This is a genomic window from Paraburkholderia edwinii, assembly GCF_019428685.1.
Classification (GTDB): Bacteria; Pseudomonadota; Gammaproteobacteria; order Burkholderiales; family Burkholderiaceae; genus Paraburkholderia; species Paraburkholderia edwinii.
Map to the genome: position 1 here is coordinate 2,874,330 of NZ_CP080095.1, position 14,681 is coordinate 2,889,010.

At 65.5% G+C, this 14,681-nt stretch carries 14 protein-coding genes; 4 read left to right on the forward strand and 10 right to left on the reverse strand.

Going from position 1 to position 14,681, the window contains the following annotated elements; genetic code table 11:
- Nucleotide 1 precedes the first annotated feature (1 nt).
- Complete coding sequence (locus tag KZJ38_RS12695; protein ID WP_219800303.1) at nucleotides 2-820, forward strand: ABC transporter ATP-binding protein; 819 nt, start codon at nucleotides 2-4, stop codon at nucleotides 818-820.
- 35 nt (nucleotides 821-855) lie between these two features.
- Here the strand turns inward: KZJ38_RS12695 and KZJ38_RS12700 are convergent, their stop codons facing one another.
- The 3 genes from KZJ38_RS12700 to KZJ38_RS12710 all read right to left on the reverse strand — a co-directional run bounded on the left by KZJ38_RS12700 (nucleotide 856) and on the right by KZJ38_RS12710 (nucleotide 4,057).
- A complete protein-coding gene (locus tag KZJ38_RS12700; RefSeq protein ID WP_219796235.1) occupies nucleotides 856-2,190 on the reverse strand; it encodes a type II toxin-antitoxin system HipA family toxin in 1,335 nt (444 codons plus the stop codon).
- Nucleotides 2,191-2,192: 2 nt separating this feature from the next.
- Entirely contained in the window at nucleotides 2,193-2,660 is a 468-nt protein-coding gene (locus tag KZJ38_RS12705) for a helix-turn-helix transcriptional regulator (RefSeq protein WP_246641457.1), read from the reverse strand.
- A gap of 248 nt (nucleotides 2,661-2,908) precedes the next feature.
- Entirely contained in the window at nucleotides 2,909-4,057 is a 1,149-nt protein-coding gene (locus KZJ38_RS12710) for a GGDEF domain-containing protein (protein WP_219796236.1), read from the reverse strand.
- A 167-nt stretch (nucleotides 4,058-4,224) separates the two neighbouring features.
- On the opposite strand from KZJ38_RS12710, the gene KZJ38_RS12715 reads away from it, so the two are divergent.
- Together KZJ38_RS12715 and KZJ38_RS12720 are read left to right on the forward strand one after the other, a co-directional pair.
- Nucleotides 4,225-4,986 carry a Pr6Pr family membrane protein gene (locus KZJ38_RS12715; RefSeq protein ID WP_219796237.1) on the forward strand — a complete coding sequence of 254 codons (762 nt, stop codon included), beginning with the start codon at nucleotides 4,225-4,227 and terminating at the stop codon, nucleotides 4,984-4,986.
- A 216-nt stretch (nucleotides 4,987-5,202) separates the two neighbouring features.
- Nucleotides 5,203-5,421, forward strand: coding sequence for a hypothetical protein (locus KZJ38_RS12720; protein ID WP_219796238.1), 219 nt, complete (start codon nucleotides 5,203-5,205; stop codon nucleotides 5,419-5,421).
- A gap of 44 nt (nucleotides 5,422-5,465) precedes the next feature.
- On the opposite strand, the gene KZJ38_RS12725 is transcribed toward KZJ38_RS12720, so the two are convergent.
- The 3 genes from KZJ38_RS12725 to KZJ38_RS12735 are packed head-to-tail and all read right to left on the reverse strand — an operon-like array spanning nucleotide 5,466 to nucleotide 8,109.
- Entirely contained in the window at nucleotides 5,466-6,119 is a 654-nt protein-coding gene (locus KZJ38_RS12725) for a glycosyltransferase family 2 protein (RefSeq protein ID WP_219796239.1), read from the reverse strand.
- Nucleotides 6,116-6,766 carry a class I SAM-dependent methyltransferase gene (locus KZJ38_RS12730; protein WP_219796240.1) on the reverse strand — a complete coding sequence of 217 codons (651 nt, stop codon included), beginning with the start codon at nucleotides 6,764-6,766 and terminating at the stop codon, nucleotides 6,116-6,118. Before KZJ38_RS12730 ends, KZJ38_RS12725 begins: the two co-directional genes overlap by 4 nt.
- A gap of 17 nt (nucleotides 6,767-6,783) precedes the next feature.
- Entirely contained in the window at nucleotides 6,784-8,109 is a 1,326-nt protein-coding gene (locus tag KZJ38_RS12735; RefSeq protein ID WP_219796241.1) for an acyl-CoA dehydrogenase family protein, read from the reverse strand.
- 328 nt (nucleotides 8,110-8,437) lie between these two features.
- Here KZJ38_RS12735 and KZJ38_RS12740 point away from each other — a divergent pair, with 328 nt between their 5' ends.
- Nucleotides 8,438-10,066, forward strand: coding sequence for an FAD-dependent oxidoreductase (locus tag KZJ38_RS12740; RefSeq protein WP_219796242.1), 1,629 nt, complete (start codon nucleotides 8,438-8,440; stop codon nucleotides 10,064-10,066).
- Here KZJ38_RS12740 and KZJ38_RS12745 read toward each other — a convergent pair.
- From KZJ38_RS12745 to KZJ38_RS12760, 4 genes are all read right to left on the reverse strand, one after another.
- A complete protein-coding gene (locus KZJ38_RS12745) occupies nucleotides 10,063-12,057 on the reverse strand; it encodes a potassium transporter Kup (RefSeq protein ID WP_219796243.1) in 1,995 nt (664 codons plus the stop codon). The two genes, KZJ38_RS12740 and KZJ38_RS12745, sit on opposite strands and share 4 nt — an antisense overlap.
- 70 nt (nucleotides 12,058-12,127) lie before the next feature.
- The gene (locus tag KZJ38_RS12750; protein WP_219796244.1) at nucleotides 12,128-13,525 is read right to left on the reverse strand and encodes a cytochrome c; all 1,398 of its coding nucleotides are present in this window, start codon (nucleotides 13,523-13,525) and stop codon (nucleotides 12,128-12,130) included.
- Between the two features lie 68 nt (nucleotides 13,526-13,593).
- Nucleotides 13,594-14,058, reverse strand: coding sequence for a hypothetical protein (locus tag KZJ38_RS12755; protein ID WP_219796245.1), 465 nt, complete (start codon nucleotides 14,056-14,058; stop codon nucleotides 13,594-13,596).
- The gene (locus tag KZJ38_RS12760) at nucleotides 14,055-14,681 is read right to left on the reverse strand and encodes a cytochrome c oxidase subunit 3 (protein WP_219796246.1); all 627 of its coding nucleotides are present in this window, start codon (nucleotides 14,679-14,681) and stop codon (nucleotides 14,055-14,057) included. The genes KZJ38_RS12755 and KZJ38_RS12760 overlap by 4 nt, the downstream gene beginning before the upstream one ends.

Here is a 14,681-nt window from a genome sequence, read left to right on the forward strand (position 1 = left end):
GTTGATCGACGTCGACGCGCTCACGGTACGCTTTCGCACGAAAACCGGGCCATTCGACGCAGTGCGTGACGCGAGTTTTCAGGTGCGGGCGGGCGAAGCGTTTGGCCTCGTCGGCGAATCGGGTTCGGGCAAGTCGACGGTGCTGCGCGCGTTGACGGGGCTCGTGCCGATTGCGGGCGGGCGCGTGACGATCGGTGGGCGCATGGTAGATACGGCAAGCGGCGCGCGTGCAAAGCAACGCGTTAGCGGTTCGCGCGACCGCGCCCCGCAGCGCGGCGTGCAAATGGTGTTTCAGGACCCGTATGGCTCGCTGCATCCGCGCTTCACCGTCGACCAAACGCTGCGCGAGCCGCTCGCGATCAACGGCCTCGATCGCGAACACGAACGCATTGCCGCTGCACTACGCGAAGTCGGACTCGGCCCCGCGTACCGCTTCCGCTACCCGCATCAGCTGTCGGGCGGCCAGCGGCAGCGCGTGGCCATTGCGCGCGCTCTGATCGTCGAGCCGCGCGTGCTGCTGCTCGACGAACCGACGTCAGCGCTCGACGTATCGGTGCAGGCCGAAATACTGAACCTGCTGCAGCGCCTCGCGCGCGAGCGCAATCTGACCATGGTTCTCGTGAGCCACAACCTGGCGGTGGTCGGCTTTCTGTGCTCGCGCGTCGCGGTGATGCGCAACGGCGAGATCGTCGAAGCGCTCGGTATCGATGCCGTGCGCGAGCAGCGCGTGCAACATGAATACACGCGCAGCCTGTTGCTTGCGACTGCCGGATACCGGCGCAATGCGGTCGATTCAATCGGAGTGGATGCGGCGTTGTAGCGCGCGAAAAACCTGATGCGCGCACGCGGTCGAAATCACTGCGTCGCCATCAGCCGCTTGTTGAATCGCCTCATTCCATCGAAGACCTTCGTCGCGACATCGGCTGGGAAATCGGCCGGCAATTCGGCCGATACTTCGTCGATTACCGTGTCGGTGCGACGTGCAACCTGCGCAATCATCTCTTCCACCTGCGCGGCCGGATAGCCGACGCGAGCGCCTTGCGCGATCCAGTGGCGCCGCTCGATCGCTTCAATGTGATAGTGCTTGTCCTGACTGCGCACCGACATCGCGAGCTTCGCCTTCTGCCGCGCAAGCCGGTTGCGCCCGTTGCCGATAATCGGGTGAGCCGACAGCACATCGTAGAGCGGTGTCGACCGGTATTGATTGCGCGGGAAGTGCGCGATGCTGAAGTTCTTCGCGTGGCCGTCGGTTGCGGCAAGAAGCCAGAACACAATCTGCGTCACGAAGAAATTGCGCCGGTCCGCAGCCGCGTCTTCCGAACTCGAGAGAATCTCCATGATGCGCTCGACGCCGGGCCCGCCGTCGCTCTCATACTTGTGCAGCGCCGGCGTACCGGTGGCCTGGCACATGTCCTCCTGCGGAAGCCGCAGGATCCAGCGGCGGTTACTGGCGAGCCGGCGATCGAAGCGTGTCACGACCAGCACTTTCTGGTCTTCGAAGCACGCAATGGCGCACTCGGCCACCGGCAGTCCGTACGCCGCGACGATCTTCGAGCAGAGCCATTCGTTTTCGACCGATGTGCGCATGTCGGCCTGCATGTTGCCGACGAGCCCAAGCGGAAGCTTGAAAATATGCGTGGTGGGCGTGCTGCCTTCCGGCAGCAGCCACTGGCCGCCATGCCACAGCAGCGCGGTTTTTTCCTGGGCGCCGGCGATGGATAAGCGCAGGTCCCCGACGGGGTCGTGCCGGCCCGGCACACCCGTCGCGGTAGTGTCGCGCAACAGCTGCGCCACCGCTGCCTCATCGAGCGGCCTGCCGTGGATGGACTGCAGGTCCGTCGGCGTTTCATCCGGCGGCAGCAGCTGGATTGCGCCGACGCAGTCGCGGCCCAATTCCGCCAGCATCGCGAAAGAGGACGTGTCGCGCGCGCGGTAGCGCAGCGCGATGCGCCGCCGTATCGCTTCGCTGTCGGGCAGCAGGTTGTCGAAGAACGCTTCGACTTCAGGACCTTGATACGACTGGTTTCCCGGCGTAAACGGCAGCGATAGCGATAACGGGCGGCCTTGCTCGTCCGCCACCCAGTCGTCGCGGTAGGCGAGCCGCCCCGCGCCGCGGGAGACTTCCCAGTAGCCGACGGGCAGCCCGTTCATCCAGATGTCGAGTCTGTTCGCACGGGCGCCACGAATCATGGTTACCAATCCTCTCGCTTACGAATCACACGTTTGGTTGCCTTGGGCGCCAATGCGGCGTCTTTCCTGGCCCTGGCGCCGCCCGCCGGAAGCGCGGCGCCCTGCTTTCCTTTTGCGGCTGCCTGCCCGGCGGCACGCTTTGGCGCCGCGGCGCCCGCTTTCGACTGGCCGGCCGACTGCGGCGATCGCGGCAATTGCGGCCGTTTGCCTGCAACCGCGGCGGAAGGCGTGCGGGGCGCAGTGCGCCGCGGGCGCACGGACCAGCTGAGCGACATATCGACCTTCAGGATGCGCAACACCCTGAGCACGCGCTCGGTGCTGGCCGAGCCCGGGTTGGCTTCCAGCGCCGCGTATGTCTGCTGGGTTATGCCGAGCAGGCTCGCCAGGCCGGCCTGCGTGAGGCCGGCAGATTTCCGGAAGGCCTTGAGCATCCGGTGAAGCTCACTGGCTGTACGAACGGGATATTCCACGGCCCCACCTCCGCTTTCATCGCCGAATACAGTCTATTGCCTGTAAAACGATACTACAGCCTTTGAGCTGTATGCAATACAAAGAATAGACTGCAAATTCAAAATACAGATTATAGACTGTAAATGAAAAATACAGCCTAAAGACTGTAATCCCGAAGCTGCCCATCGCGCTGTGGAGCTTGCCACGCAATCCCTGCGCCGGCCCTCAACCGACCATCCCCCGGACCTCAACCGTCCTTAAATCGGCTTCAACCCGCCATCACCCGGTTCCTTCCCCTCGCCTTCGCCGCATAAAGCGCCGCATCCGCGCGCGCCATCAGATGCGCGAGCGTTTCGCCGCGCCGGTGTTCGTCAGCGCCCGCGCTAAACGTATAGACGAGCCGTTCGCCGTCGGAGAGCAGGCAGCCGCCGCCGGCGATTTTCGTGCGCAGCCGGTCGAGCTGCTCGACCGCGTCCGCGCGTCCCGTCGCTGGACACAGCACGGCGAACTCCTCTCCGCCGAGACGGCCGAACAGATCGGTCGCGCGGATATTCGCCGCGACGACGCGGCCGAAATGCGCGAGCACCTCGTCGCCGCACGCATGCCCATGCTCGTCGTTGATCGACTTGAAGTGATCGATATCGATGATCGCGATCGACAGCCGCGTGCCGTTCGCGAGCGCCTGTGCAAGCCGCGCTTCCGCGCGCGCGAGAAACGCGCGGCGCGTGAGCGCGCCCGTCAGTTCGTCGATGTTCGCCCAGCGCTCGAGCCGCTCGGCCATCCGGTCATGCGCGAGCATCACCATGCCGATCGACAGCGACGGCAGCGCGAGAATGCCCAGGCCGAGGAACGCCACGTTCACGACGTTCGGCTGCAGCAAGGCCGTCTGGTGCACGACGCCGAATCCGTAGAGGAGCCCGCGCGACAGATGGCCGAGCGCGCCGAGCGACGCGGTCGCGGTAACGAAGTGATAGCTATATTTCGGGCGCCCAGGAATATGGCCCTTATAGGTGATCCAGCCGACCGACGCATACACATACGCATGAAACAGCGACGCAAGCAGAATGCGCGCATTGATGTCCGGCACGACATAGGTCCAGCACAGGAAGCCGATCATCATCGCGGCCCAGCACACGTATTCGCCGAATTCGATCGGCCGCCGTCCGAAGAATTGGCGGCAACCCTGCAACATCTGCAGCACTGCTATCGAGAAGATGCCGTTGGCGATCATCACCGACAGATAAAGCGGCGTGGCGCGTTGCAGTGCAAACAGGACGAGCCCGACAATCGCCAGCGTATTGCCGCTGATCCAGTAACCGACGCCCGGAATTGCCGCCGGCCGCAACGAGCCGAGCACGGCCATGCTCATGATGCCCGAGAGCACGGTCACGATCAGGATATTGACTGGGTCGAGCATGGGCAAAGCGATATAGCGCAAAGCGCCGCTAAAGTGGCCGAAAGAGATGCAGTGACGACCGATGCCGGCAAGGCTGCGCAACGCGATTGTCAGACTATATGAGTTTACGGCACGAAACTCGCATTTCTTGAAATGCATGAGCGACACGCCGTGTTTAAAATCGACGCATGACCGCACCGCCGACCTTGCCCACGCCGCCTTCGCGCGACGAACCCGAGTTGCCGCTGCACACGCCGAGCGCCGCATCGTTGACAGCAGCGGCATTGATCGCGCTCATCGCGTGGCTCGCGTTCGCCGCGCAAACCGACATCACGATCGATCGGCTCGCCGCGCGCGGCTATGGTGTGTTCGATGCGCTCGAGCGCATGAGCAGCTATCTGACGAACCTGACGGTACTGCTGTGCGCCATCAGCTTCACTTGCATCGCGCTGCGGCCGCCCACGCCGATCGGCCGCTTTTTTCGCGCACCGACGGTGGTTACTGCGATCGTCGTGTATATGGTCTTTGTCGGACTCGCGTACAACTTCCTGTTGCGCCATCTGTGGACGCCGCACGGTTACCGGTCGCTCGTCAACGAAAGCCTGCATACCGTGCTGCCCGCGCTCTGCGCGCTCTACTGGCTGCTGTTCGTGCCGCGCTTTCATCTGACGATTCGGCGCAGTCTGCTGTGGCTCGTTTATCCGCTCGCCTATATCGCCGCGACGATGTTGCGCGGCAGCCTGTCGGACTTCTATCCATACCCGTTCATCGATGTGCTCGAACTCGGCTACGAGCGCGTGCTGATCAACGAATTAGCACTGATCGGCGCGTTTATCGGGCTCATGGTGCTGTTTATCGCCATCAATCATCGACGGCCGCAGCGCACGCGCGAGGCGTCGATTGCTACTCAACACGCGCGGCAGGATGTGACGCAGGACGTCGGGCGATAGCGCGTACTTCGTTGTGTGTTCCCCACTCATCGCGATATCGCGTGATAGCGATTCGCTTGCGTCGACCTCGCGCGCGGGCCGCGTGTCGATGCGCGCCCTTCCATTTCCACCATACCGGCATCGCGTGGCATGAGGATTGCCCCTTCTGCGTGGAGCGAGCGCATCCGGCGTCACACACGCCGCCCATAGCGCCACGAACCGCAAGCGAGCCCACTCATGACCCATTCTTTGCCGCAAGGCACACGCAACTGGCGTCTGCACACGCCGACGCCGCCTGAAATCGAGCCCGATCCGACACCGCCGCCAGACGACGATCCCGACGCGCCGGCCGTGCCCGAACGCGAACCGGGCGGCACGCCGCCGCCCGCCGGCGATCCGCCGCCGGAAGCGCCGCCGACACGCATGCGCATACGCGCTATGCGTACCGCCTGCTGATCGCGCCCCTCATCGCACTCTCATTGCGCACTTCATCGCGCACGCTATCCCGCGGCCAGCGCCGCGAGCGTATCGCCGAATCCGCCGCGCACGCGCGCATCGACGCGCGCGCTCGTCACGACGCGCGGCGCCGCGCTCCACGCAATGCGCACGCCGGCCGCGACGAGCAGATCGACAAGCGCAACGTCTTCGCTGCACGCGAGCGGCGGAAAGCCACCCGCGCGGCGATACGCGCGCGCCGACACACCGATGTTCGCGCCATGAATATGCCGGTGCCCGTCCGCATCCATATACGCGCGATAGAACGCGGCGCGCGTGCGTTCGTGATGCGGCGTCCAGTCGTCGACGACGACCGGCCCGCAGACCGCCTGCGCGCGCAGCGCAAGCTGGGCGGCGAGCCAGTCCGGCGCGACGCGACTATCGGCATCGGTGAAGGCGAGCCAGCGCGCGCCGCGCGCGAGCAGCCGATCCGCGCCGACCGCGCGCGCGATACCGACATTGCGCGCCTCGATTTCGATCGCATCCACACCGAAATCGCGCGCAACCGCGGCGCTGTGATCGTCGCAGCTATCGAGCACGGCAACGATCTGCACCGCTTCGCCGCGCAGACGCGGATGCCGGGCCGCGTCGAGCGCCGCGCGCAGGCACGCGCCAAGCAGCGCCTCTTCGTTATGCACCGGAATCGCGATGCCGATCATGCGAGCCCCTCCTGTTGCGCGACCGAACGGCCGTCCGCCGACCACACGTCGAGCAGCAGGTCGGGTTCTTCGTGATGAATGATTCGGGTCAGCGAAATGCAGCGGTCGAACGCGGCATGCGCGGCTTCGGCCGGCTGGCGCCGCTCGACGAAGGCATGGCGCCAGTGGCATGCGACGAGCGTGCCGTCCGACGAAAGCGATGCACATGCGCGTTGCGCGAGCTGCGCAGTTTCATCGGGATCGAGGTAGTACGCGAGTTCACCGATCACGATCAGATCGAACCGCCTGTCGGGGAGATCGCGCCTATCGTGCAGATCGTGCCTATCGGACGCGCTCACATGAGGCCACTCATGCGGCAGCACGCGCTGCTCGATCGAGACATTGCGCAGTTCCGCGCAGCGCTCGCGCGCGAGCTGCACCGCGCGCCCGCTCAGATCGCACGCGAACAGCGCATCGCAGCGCGCGGCAAGCAGCGCGGTCAACTCGCCGTTCGCGCAGGCCGGTTCGAAAGCGCGTCGAAAACGCTCGCGCGGCAGCGCGGCGAGTGTCAACTGCTGCTTGCGGCGTTCGTACCAGCGATGCCGGTATCCCCACGGGTCGTCGTCTACGCGGTACAGGTCTTCAAAATAGGTAGCCGAGAGCGCCATACGGTCGTCTCCTCCCATTACAGACTGGCGAGCCGCCACTGCCTGTCCGGCCCCTCGCACGCGAGCGGATCCAGGCGATCGGGCGAACCATGTAGATCAAGCGGATCGGGTGCATCGGGAGGATTGCGCAGCGCTTCGCCGAGCGATGCCGCATCGCGTTCCGCATGGCTTTGGCGCAGAAACACGGGCAGATCCGCGGCCGCGCGCGCGAAGTGAAGATCCGTGCACAACGGGCCGGGGCCGAGCGCGCGCGTCGCATGCGCGAGCACTGATGTCGCGGCATCTTCGACGGCGAGGCGCGCACGCATCGCGCGACGCATCGCGTCGGCCCGCGGATAGCGGTCGATCCATGCGGCGGTCTCGCGCAGCAGCGCACCGGCGGCCGCCAGTTGCGCGTCGGCCGCGCCCAGATGCGCGCACGCATGCGCTTCGTTGCGCCGGACGACATGCGCGCGCAGCACGGCGGCGATTTCAGCCGCGCAGCCATACCAGCAGGCGGCAATACCGGCGCCGCCGTGCCAGAAGCCGGGCCGCGCGAGATACGCGCCCGCTGCGCCAACCTGCACGGCCAACGCGCCGTCGAAGCAGACTTCGCTCGTGCCGGTCGCGGCCATACCGATTGCGTTCCAGCCGCCGTCCGAGATATGAACCGATGGCTGCGCGAGCTCGACTGCGGCAAGCACAGGCTCGCCGTAACGGGACACCGTGACAAGCGCATGCGTAAGCAGCGCGGCGCCCGAGCACCAGGGCTTGACGCCTTCGAGGCGCAACACGCTGCCGGTTCCCGCGTTTTCCGGGGGAACATCGCGGACGCCGCTACGCGCGCTGTTGAGCGCACTACTATGCGTGCTATTACCCTCCGGCACTGCCGCCACTTTCTGGTGCGGCGGCTCGGCGGCCCAGACACCCCAGCGTTGCCCGGGCGCCGCGAGTCCGGATGCATGCAGTTCGGCAAGAATCGCGAGCGCGTCGGTATGTCCTTCGTAGAGCTTGACGAGTGACAGGTCGCACGCGGCAACCGCGGCAAGCGCGCTCCAGCGTTCGACGGTGCGTCCGCGGCCCGGCAGCGGCACACAGTCGAGACCGCGCGCGCACAGTGCTTCGAGCGCTGCGCCGCGGCTTTGTGCCGCGTCGGTCGTGAAGCGCATGGCGCCGAGTTGTTGTTCGAGCACGCGTTGCAGCCCGCCATGCTTAGGGTCGCGACCGCGCCGATCGATGCGCTCATGGTCGCCGCCATTGCGTGCGCCGGCCTGCACCGCACCCGCTTGACCCGGTTGCGCACTTCCTGCGTTGTGTACGCGGCGCACAGCGTCGCGCGCCGCATCGTTGCCGATGTGGTTCATCGAGACCTCCGTCGGGGAATCATTGCGGCTTGCGCCTGATCGTCCGAAGCGATTCGCGAAGCAGGTCGAATCGCCTCAGCGCGCGCATGCCATTGCAAACGGAACCGCAAGCGTCATGCCTATGGGGGGAACCCGCGCGAAACCCCGGGCGAAACCCAGGCAGAACCCGCGCCGAACCCTTCGGCACAGTGTTTGCAACGCGTTTTCGCATGTGCCGACCATCGCGACTCGCGTAGCGCGTCGATCGCGCGAAAACGCTACTCGCGCATGACGTCCCGCGCTTATTCGCGACCGCCCGTTTCATGACCCGACCGTCACGAGGTTTCCCATGTCCACTCAATCGATGCAAAAGGTCGCCGCGCTGGCCGATCTCGACGAAGCCCGTCCCCGCCGCGTCAAGATCGGCGAGACGCCGATCGTACTGATCCGTGCCGGCGACGCCGTTCACGCCTATGGCGCAAATTGCCCGCACGCGGGCGCGCCGCTCGAAGAAGGCGCGGTCTGTCATGGACGATTGATCTGTCCGTGGCACAAGGCCACGTTCGATATCGCGAGCGGCGCGATCGTCGAACCTCCAGCGCTGCTACCGCTTACACGCTACCCGGTAATGATCGACGGCGGCGACGTGCTCGTGTCGAGCGAAGCCGAAGCCGACCCGGCAACGGACCTCGCAGCCGGCGCAGGCGCGGAAACGCCCGCGAGCGTGCAGCGTAGCAGCGCCACGAAGCAGGCAAACGCGACGCAAGCCGCCACCCCGCGCGTCTTTGCCATCATCGGCGCCGGTGCGGCAGGCGCGGCCGCGTGCGCGGCGCTGCGCGAATTCGGCTACCGCGAACGTGTCGTGCTGATCGACGACGACGCGCACGCGCCGTACGACCGCACCGTGCTCAGCAAATTCGTGCCGTCCGGCGATATGAAGATCGACGACGTGCCGCCGCTGTTACCCGACGGCTTTTTCGAGCAGCACAAGATCGAGCGGCTTCACGCGCATGCGACGCGGCTCGATGCGAAGCGCCGCGAGATCGAGTTCGACGGCCGACCGATGCTGCGCTACGACGCCGCCCTCGTCGCCACAGGCGGCACGCCGAAAATGCCGCCGTTGCGCGGCAGCGAAGACCCCGCACTCAACGAGCGGCTGCTATTGCTGCGCAACCGCGCCGACGCGGCGCGCCTCGCCGAACTCGCGGCGCAGGCGAAGCATGCGGTCGTGCTCGGCGGCGGCTTTATCGGGCTCGAAGTCGCTGCATCGCTGCGCAAGCGCAAGCTGCGCGTGACGGTCGTCTCGCCGGACAGCGTGCCGTTCGAAAAGCAGTTCGGCGCGGAACTGGGCCGCATCTTTATGAAGCTGCATGAAGAGAACGGCACCGAATTCCGCATGCGCACGCAGATCGAGAGCGTCGAGCCCGGCGAGCCGTTGCGCGTGCGGCTGTCGGGCGGCGACACGCTCGATTGCGACTTTATGATGGTGGGCACCGGCGTCGCACCGGCGACGCATTTCGTGACCGGCGTCGCGCACAACGACGACGGCGGGCTGAACGTCGACGCCTCGATGCGCGTCGCCGATAGCCTGTATGCGGCCGGCGACGTGGCCGCGTTTCCGTACGGCGACAACCGCCGCGTGCGCATCGAGCACTGGCGCGTCGCGCAACAGCACGCGCGCGCGGCCGCGCGTGCGATGGCCGGCGGCGGCGATCCGGAGCCGCTCGTGCCGTTTTTCTGGACTTATCACTTCGACCAGAACTTCAATTATCTCGGCCACCCGCAATCGTGGGACGAAATGGTGATGACCGGCACGCCCGACAAATACGAGTTCATCGCACTGCTGTGCAAGCATGGTTTTGTGGCGGGCGCGCTGGGTTGCGGCCGCGATACGGAACTTGCGAAGCTTGCTGAAGCGATGCGCGAGCCGCTGCATTGCGAGGACGCGAAGAAGCTGATCGGTGCGAGCGGCGGCTAAAGCACCACCTGCACCCCCAACTCAACCACATCCTCCCCCGCAAGCCCGTAATACTCCGCGCTCGACGCCGAATGAAACGCCATCTCGCCGAACAGCTGCTCGCGCCAGCGATGCATCTGTCCGTGCGAGCAGCCGGGCATCACTTCGTCGCGAGGCAGGAAAAACGTCGTGCGCTTCGGCTCGAAATGCCAATCACCGAGCAAGCCGGGACGGCCCGCGTGCCCATCGAGCGATGCGAGCAGGCGCGGCAGATTCGGCCGCTCGACGAAGCCGTGCCGCGAAACGATCTCATAGCAACCCGCGCCCAGATTGCGCACTTCAATGCGGTCGCGCTCATCGACACGCGGCGCCGACTCCGACAGATTCGCGAAGAAAATCGCCGTCGCGTGCAGCACGCGATTGTGGCGCACGTTGCTGGCGAGCGCCGCCGGCGTGCGGCCGGGCGTGCTTACCGGATAGACGGCGGTACCCGGCACGCGAACCGGCGGCTCCGCGCGGTTGAAGAGTTCGTGCAGAAACGCGTCGAGCGGCTGCGCCTCGGCCGTACGCTTCGCGGCGAGTTGGCGTCCGCGATGCCACGTCGACATCAGCGCGAACAGCACAATGCCGACCGCCACCGGAAACCAGCCGCCCTGCGGAATCTTCCGCGCATTCGACGCGACCAGCAGCATATCGATCACAAAAAGCGGCACGCTTACGGCCGCCACCGCGAGCCACGGCCAGCGCCACACATGACGTGCCAGGCTCACCATCTGCACGGTCGTGATCAGCATCGTGAGGCCAACCGCGATGCCATACGCGGACGTCAGACGCTCCGAACTGCGAAACCCGAACGTGAGGAATATCACCGCGCCGAACAGCACCGCGTTGACGGCCGGCACATAGACCTGGCCGCGCTGCGACTTCGACGTCTCGATCACGCGCAAGCGCGGCAGAAAACCGAGTTCGATCGCCTGGCTCGTCATCGAAAACGCGCCCGATATCACGGCCTGCGATGCAATCACGGTCGCAAGCAGCGCGATGATCACCGTCGGGATCAGTGCCCACGGCGGCGCGGCGAAGAAGAACGGCTGTCGCGCGGCGCCCGGCTGAAAAAGGATCGTCGCGGCCTGGCCGAAGTAGCCGATCACGATCGACGGAAACACGATAAAAAGCCACGCAAGCCGGATGGCAGGACGACCGAAGTGTCCGATATCGGCGTATAGCGCCTCGGCGCCGGTCAGCGCGAGAATCACGGCGCCAAGCACCGTGAACGCGAGCAGCGGATGACTGTGCACGAGCGCGGCCGCCCACACCGGCGACAGCGCGCGCAACACCTCGGGATGCTGCACGGTTCGATAAAGACCGACCGCCGCCAGGTACACGAACCAGATCGACATCACCGGCCCGAACGACTTGCCGACGACAGCCGAGCCGCGCCGCTGGAACAGAAACAGCGCAACCAGAATCGTCGCCGCGATCGGCACGACGAGAGGGTCGAACTTCGGGCTGATCTGGCTCAAACCTTCGACGGCCGACAACACGGAAACCGCGGGCGTGACCATCGAATCGCCGTAGAACATCGCCGCGCCGAAAAGCCCCGCCGTGACGAGCAACGCCGGGACCTTGATTCTGTCCTGCTCGTAACCGGAGCGCACCAGCGCGGTCAACGCGATGATGCCGCCCTCGCCTTCGTTATCGGCCCGCATCACGTAGCAGACGTACTTGCCCATCACGACGATGACGACCGCCCAGACGATCATCGACAGGACGCCCATCACGGTCAGCACGTCGACCGTGCCCGCGTCGCTGACCGCCTGCCTCAGCGCGTAAATCGGGCTCGTGCCGATGTCGCCAAACACGACGCCGAGCGCGCCGAGCATCAGTCCCGGTAACGCCTTGCGCGGCTCGGGTCTGCTGTGCGTGTCGCCTGCCTGTGCCGGTTGCCCGGCTTCACGCGCGCCATCCTGTGTGCTCCGCGCGGATGCTTCGTCGTTCGAAGTCGCCGTCATGCGCCGCGAGGCCTCCCGGGTTAAATCCTGCGTCGAATCCTGTGTCAAATCGTGCATCGAAGACTGCCCGTCATTTGCCAAGACTGTCGCGCATGCTGCGCACATCGCGTGTCGTGACAGGCGCGGCATCGTTACCCCACGCATTGCGCACGAAGGTCAGCACGCGGGCCATTTCCGTGTCGGTGAGCTTGCCCGCGAAGGCAGGCATTTTCTTCGGCTCCGGCCCGGTCTGCGTGTTCGGCGCCTCGCCGCCTTCGACAAGCAGACGCACGAGCGAATCGGTATGCGGGCTCAGCACCGCGGGATTGCCTGCGAGCCGCGGATACTTCGACGGCTTGCCCATGCCGTCGGCCTGATGGCAGCGCGCGCAAAAACTCTGATAGAGACCGGCGCCCGGCAGCTCGACATCGCCCGTATCGAGGGCGCGCACGGTACGCAACGCGGCGCGCGAGCGGTCGTCGAAATGCCCCGACGATTCATGCGGCGGAAGGCTCTTCAGATAACCGGCGATCGCATGAAGATCGTCGTCGCTCAGGTACTGCGTGCTGTCCTCGACGACCTGCACCATGCTGCCGAACGTGATCAGCCCGCCGCCGCGGCCCGCTTGTCCTGCTTGTCCTGCTTGTCCTGCTTGTCTCTCCAGTTCTCCATCGCCGCCATGTCCGCTGCGCAAAAACCCGACGATGTCCGCTTCGGAAACACGGCCGAGGCCCGAGCCCGCGTCGCCGGTCAGGTTCGGCGCGAACCAGTGGTCATTCGTGCCACCCGTCAGATAGAGTCGCGATCCTTGATCGTAGCCGCGCTCCTGGTAAGCAGGGCCGCGCGGCGTATGACACGCACCGCAGTGCCCGAGCGACTGCACGAGATACGCGCCGCGGTTCCATTGCGCGCTGCGCGTCGACTGCGGCACATACACATCGTTCGGCGCAAAGGCGAGGCTCCAGAACATCAGCGCCCAGCGCTGGTTGAACGGAAACGGCAGTTTCGTCTGCGGCGCCGGTGTTGCGACGGGCTTCACGCCATGCATGAAATACGCGTAGAGCGCACGCATATCGTCGTCGTTGATCTTCGCGAACGATGGAAACGGCATCGCCGGATAAAGCCGCTTGTTGCCGGGCGCCACGCCTTCGCGCACGGCGCGCACGAAATCGTCGTAGCTGTAGCGGCCGATACCCGCGTTCGGGTCGGGCGTGATGTTCGACGAAAAGATCGTGCCGAATGGCGAGCCCATCGGCAGGCCGCCCGCGAACGGCAAGCCCGGATGCAACGGCTCCTTGCCCGATGGTCCGCCCGGCGGCGCCGTGTGGCAGCCCGCGCAATCGGCGGCTTTCGCGAGATATTCTCCCTTTGCGATGAGCTTCGCGTCGCCCGCGTCGCCCGCTTCGCTTGTGTCGATCCGTGCGCCCGGCGTCTGAGCGCGAGCCTGATCCGGCATCGCGCTTAACACTAACAGCGCCGCACCTGCCATTGCGATCGCGACTCCAATGGCAATAGCGGCTATACCGATGACATGCCTTGCGCGTCCTTGCATCGTCATCACCATGGCCCGCCGCACGGCGACACAATCGCCACCGCAAGCACGGTGACGAACATGCCAAACATGAACATCGCGCTCGACAATGCGCTGATGCGCGCGAGAAACCATTCGAGTTCCGCCACCCGGCGCGCGCGGCCCTCGAGCGGATATTTTCTCTTTTCACGCGTCAACACGACATTGCGCCACGCGATCACGACACCCACGATCGCGAGCGCGAAGCACGCGACGCTAATCGCGATCAGCACCGGCATCGCCCACGACGGCGGCCCTTTCGGACCGTTCGCATCGGACAAACCGCACACGTTCGCTGTCAGCACTTCGCCCGCCCCCATCAGCGCGAACCACGCGAGTGCGGTCGCCAGCATGCCGGCCGACAGCCGCCACGGATGAAACTGCGGCGCAACGCCCGCCAGTTGCGACCGCGGTTGCGGTTGCGGTTGCATCTGTTCGCGTCGATCGTTCATGTGCGCGCCCTCAACACATACGGCGACAGATAGATCGTCGAGAAAATAAGGAGCCATACGAGATCGACGAAGTGCCAGTACAGTCCACCGATCGTCAGCGCAAGGCAACGCTTTTCGTCGAAGTAGCCGAGTGCGGTCCACAGCAGCAGCAACGCGAGCACGACGAGCCCGACCAGCACGTGTGCCATATGAAAGCCCGTTATCGTGAAGTACAGCGAGCCGTATAAATTCGACGTCACACCATACGGATGGTCTTGCCACTCCTTCAACTGGATGCCGACGAAAATCACGCCCAGCACGAGCGCGGTCGCCATCGACGCGACGGCCCAGCGCAGACGCCGCCGTTTCACACAGCGCTCGCACAGCATCACGAAGACACTGCTCGTCAGCAGAATGACGGTGTTGGCGCCGCCGAGGCCCAGCTTCGGCAAACCCTCAGGCGGCCACATGCGGCCGCTTTGCGAGGCGAGATACAGGTACGAGAAGATCAGGTAACCGAACAGCGAGCCTTCGGTGGCGATCAGCGCGAGGCAGCCGAACCAGCCGCCCGAGCGTTCGCCGGCGCTACCGACCGGCAGGCACAGTGGCTCGCCGTAGCCGTCTTCGCTCAACGTATCGCTCAT

Bases quoted from the DNA above. Each gene is read 5' to 3' on its own strand.
- KZJ38_RS12750 (WP_219796244.1), bottom strand. From the start codon at position 13,525: ATGGCAGGTGCGGCGCTGTTAGTGTTAAGCGCGATGCCGGATCAGGCT.
- KZJ38_RS12755 (WP_219796245.1), bottom strand. From the start codon at position 14,058: ATGAACGATCGACGCGAACAGATGCAACCGCAACCGCAACCGCGGTCG.
- KZJ38_RS12735 (WP_219796241.1), bottom strand. From the start codon at position 8,109: ATGAACCACATCGGCAACGATGCGGCGCGCGACGCTGTGCGCCGCGTA.
- KZJ38_RS12720 (WP_219796238.1), top strand. From the start codon at position 5,203: ATGACCCATTCTTTGCCGCAAGGCACACGCAACTGGCGTCTGCACACG.
- KZJ38_RS12740 (WP_219796242.1), top strand. From the start codon at position 8,438: ATGTCCACTCAATCGATGCAAAAGGTCGCCGCGCTGGCCGATCTCGAC.
- KZJ38_RS12725 (WP_219796239.1), bottom strand. From the start codon at position 6,119: ATGATCGGCATCGCGATTCCGGTGCATAACGAAGAGGCGCTGCTTGGC.
- KZJ38_RS12730 (WP_219796240.1), bottom strand. From the start codon at position 6,766: ATGGCGCTCTCGGCTACCTATTTTGAAGACCTGTACCGCGTAGACGAC.
- KZJ38_RS12710 (WP_219796236.1), bottom strand. From the start codon at position 4,057: ATGCTCGACCCAGTCAATATCCTGATCGTGACCGTGCTCTCGGGCATC.
- KZJ38_RS12760 (WP_219796246.1), bottom strand. From the start codon at position 14,681: ATGAGCGATACGTTGAGCGAAGACGGCTACGGCGAGCCACTGTGCCTG.
- KZJ38_RS12745 (WP_219796243.1), bottom strand. From the start codon at position 12,057: ATGACGGCGACTTCGAACGACGAAGCATCCGCGCGGAGCACACAGGAT.
- KZJ38_RS12715 (WP_219796237.1), top strand. From the start codon at position 4,225: ATGACCGCACCGCCGACCTTGCCCACGCCGCCTTCGCGCGACGAACCC.
- KZJ38_RS12700 (WP_219796235.1), bottom strand. From the start codon at position 2,190: ATGATTCGTGGCGCCCGTGCGAACAGACTCGACATCTGGATGAACGGG.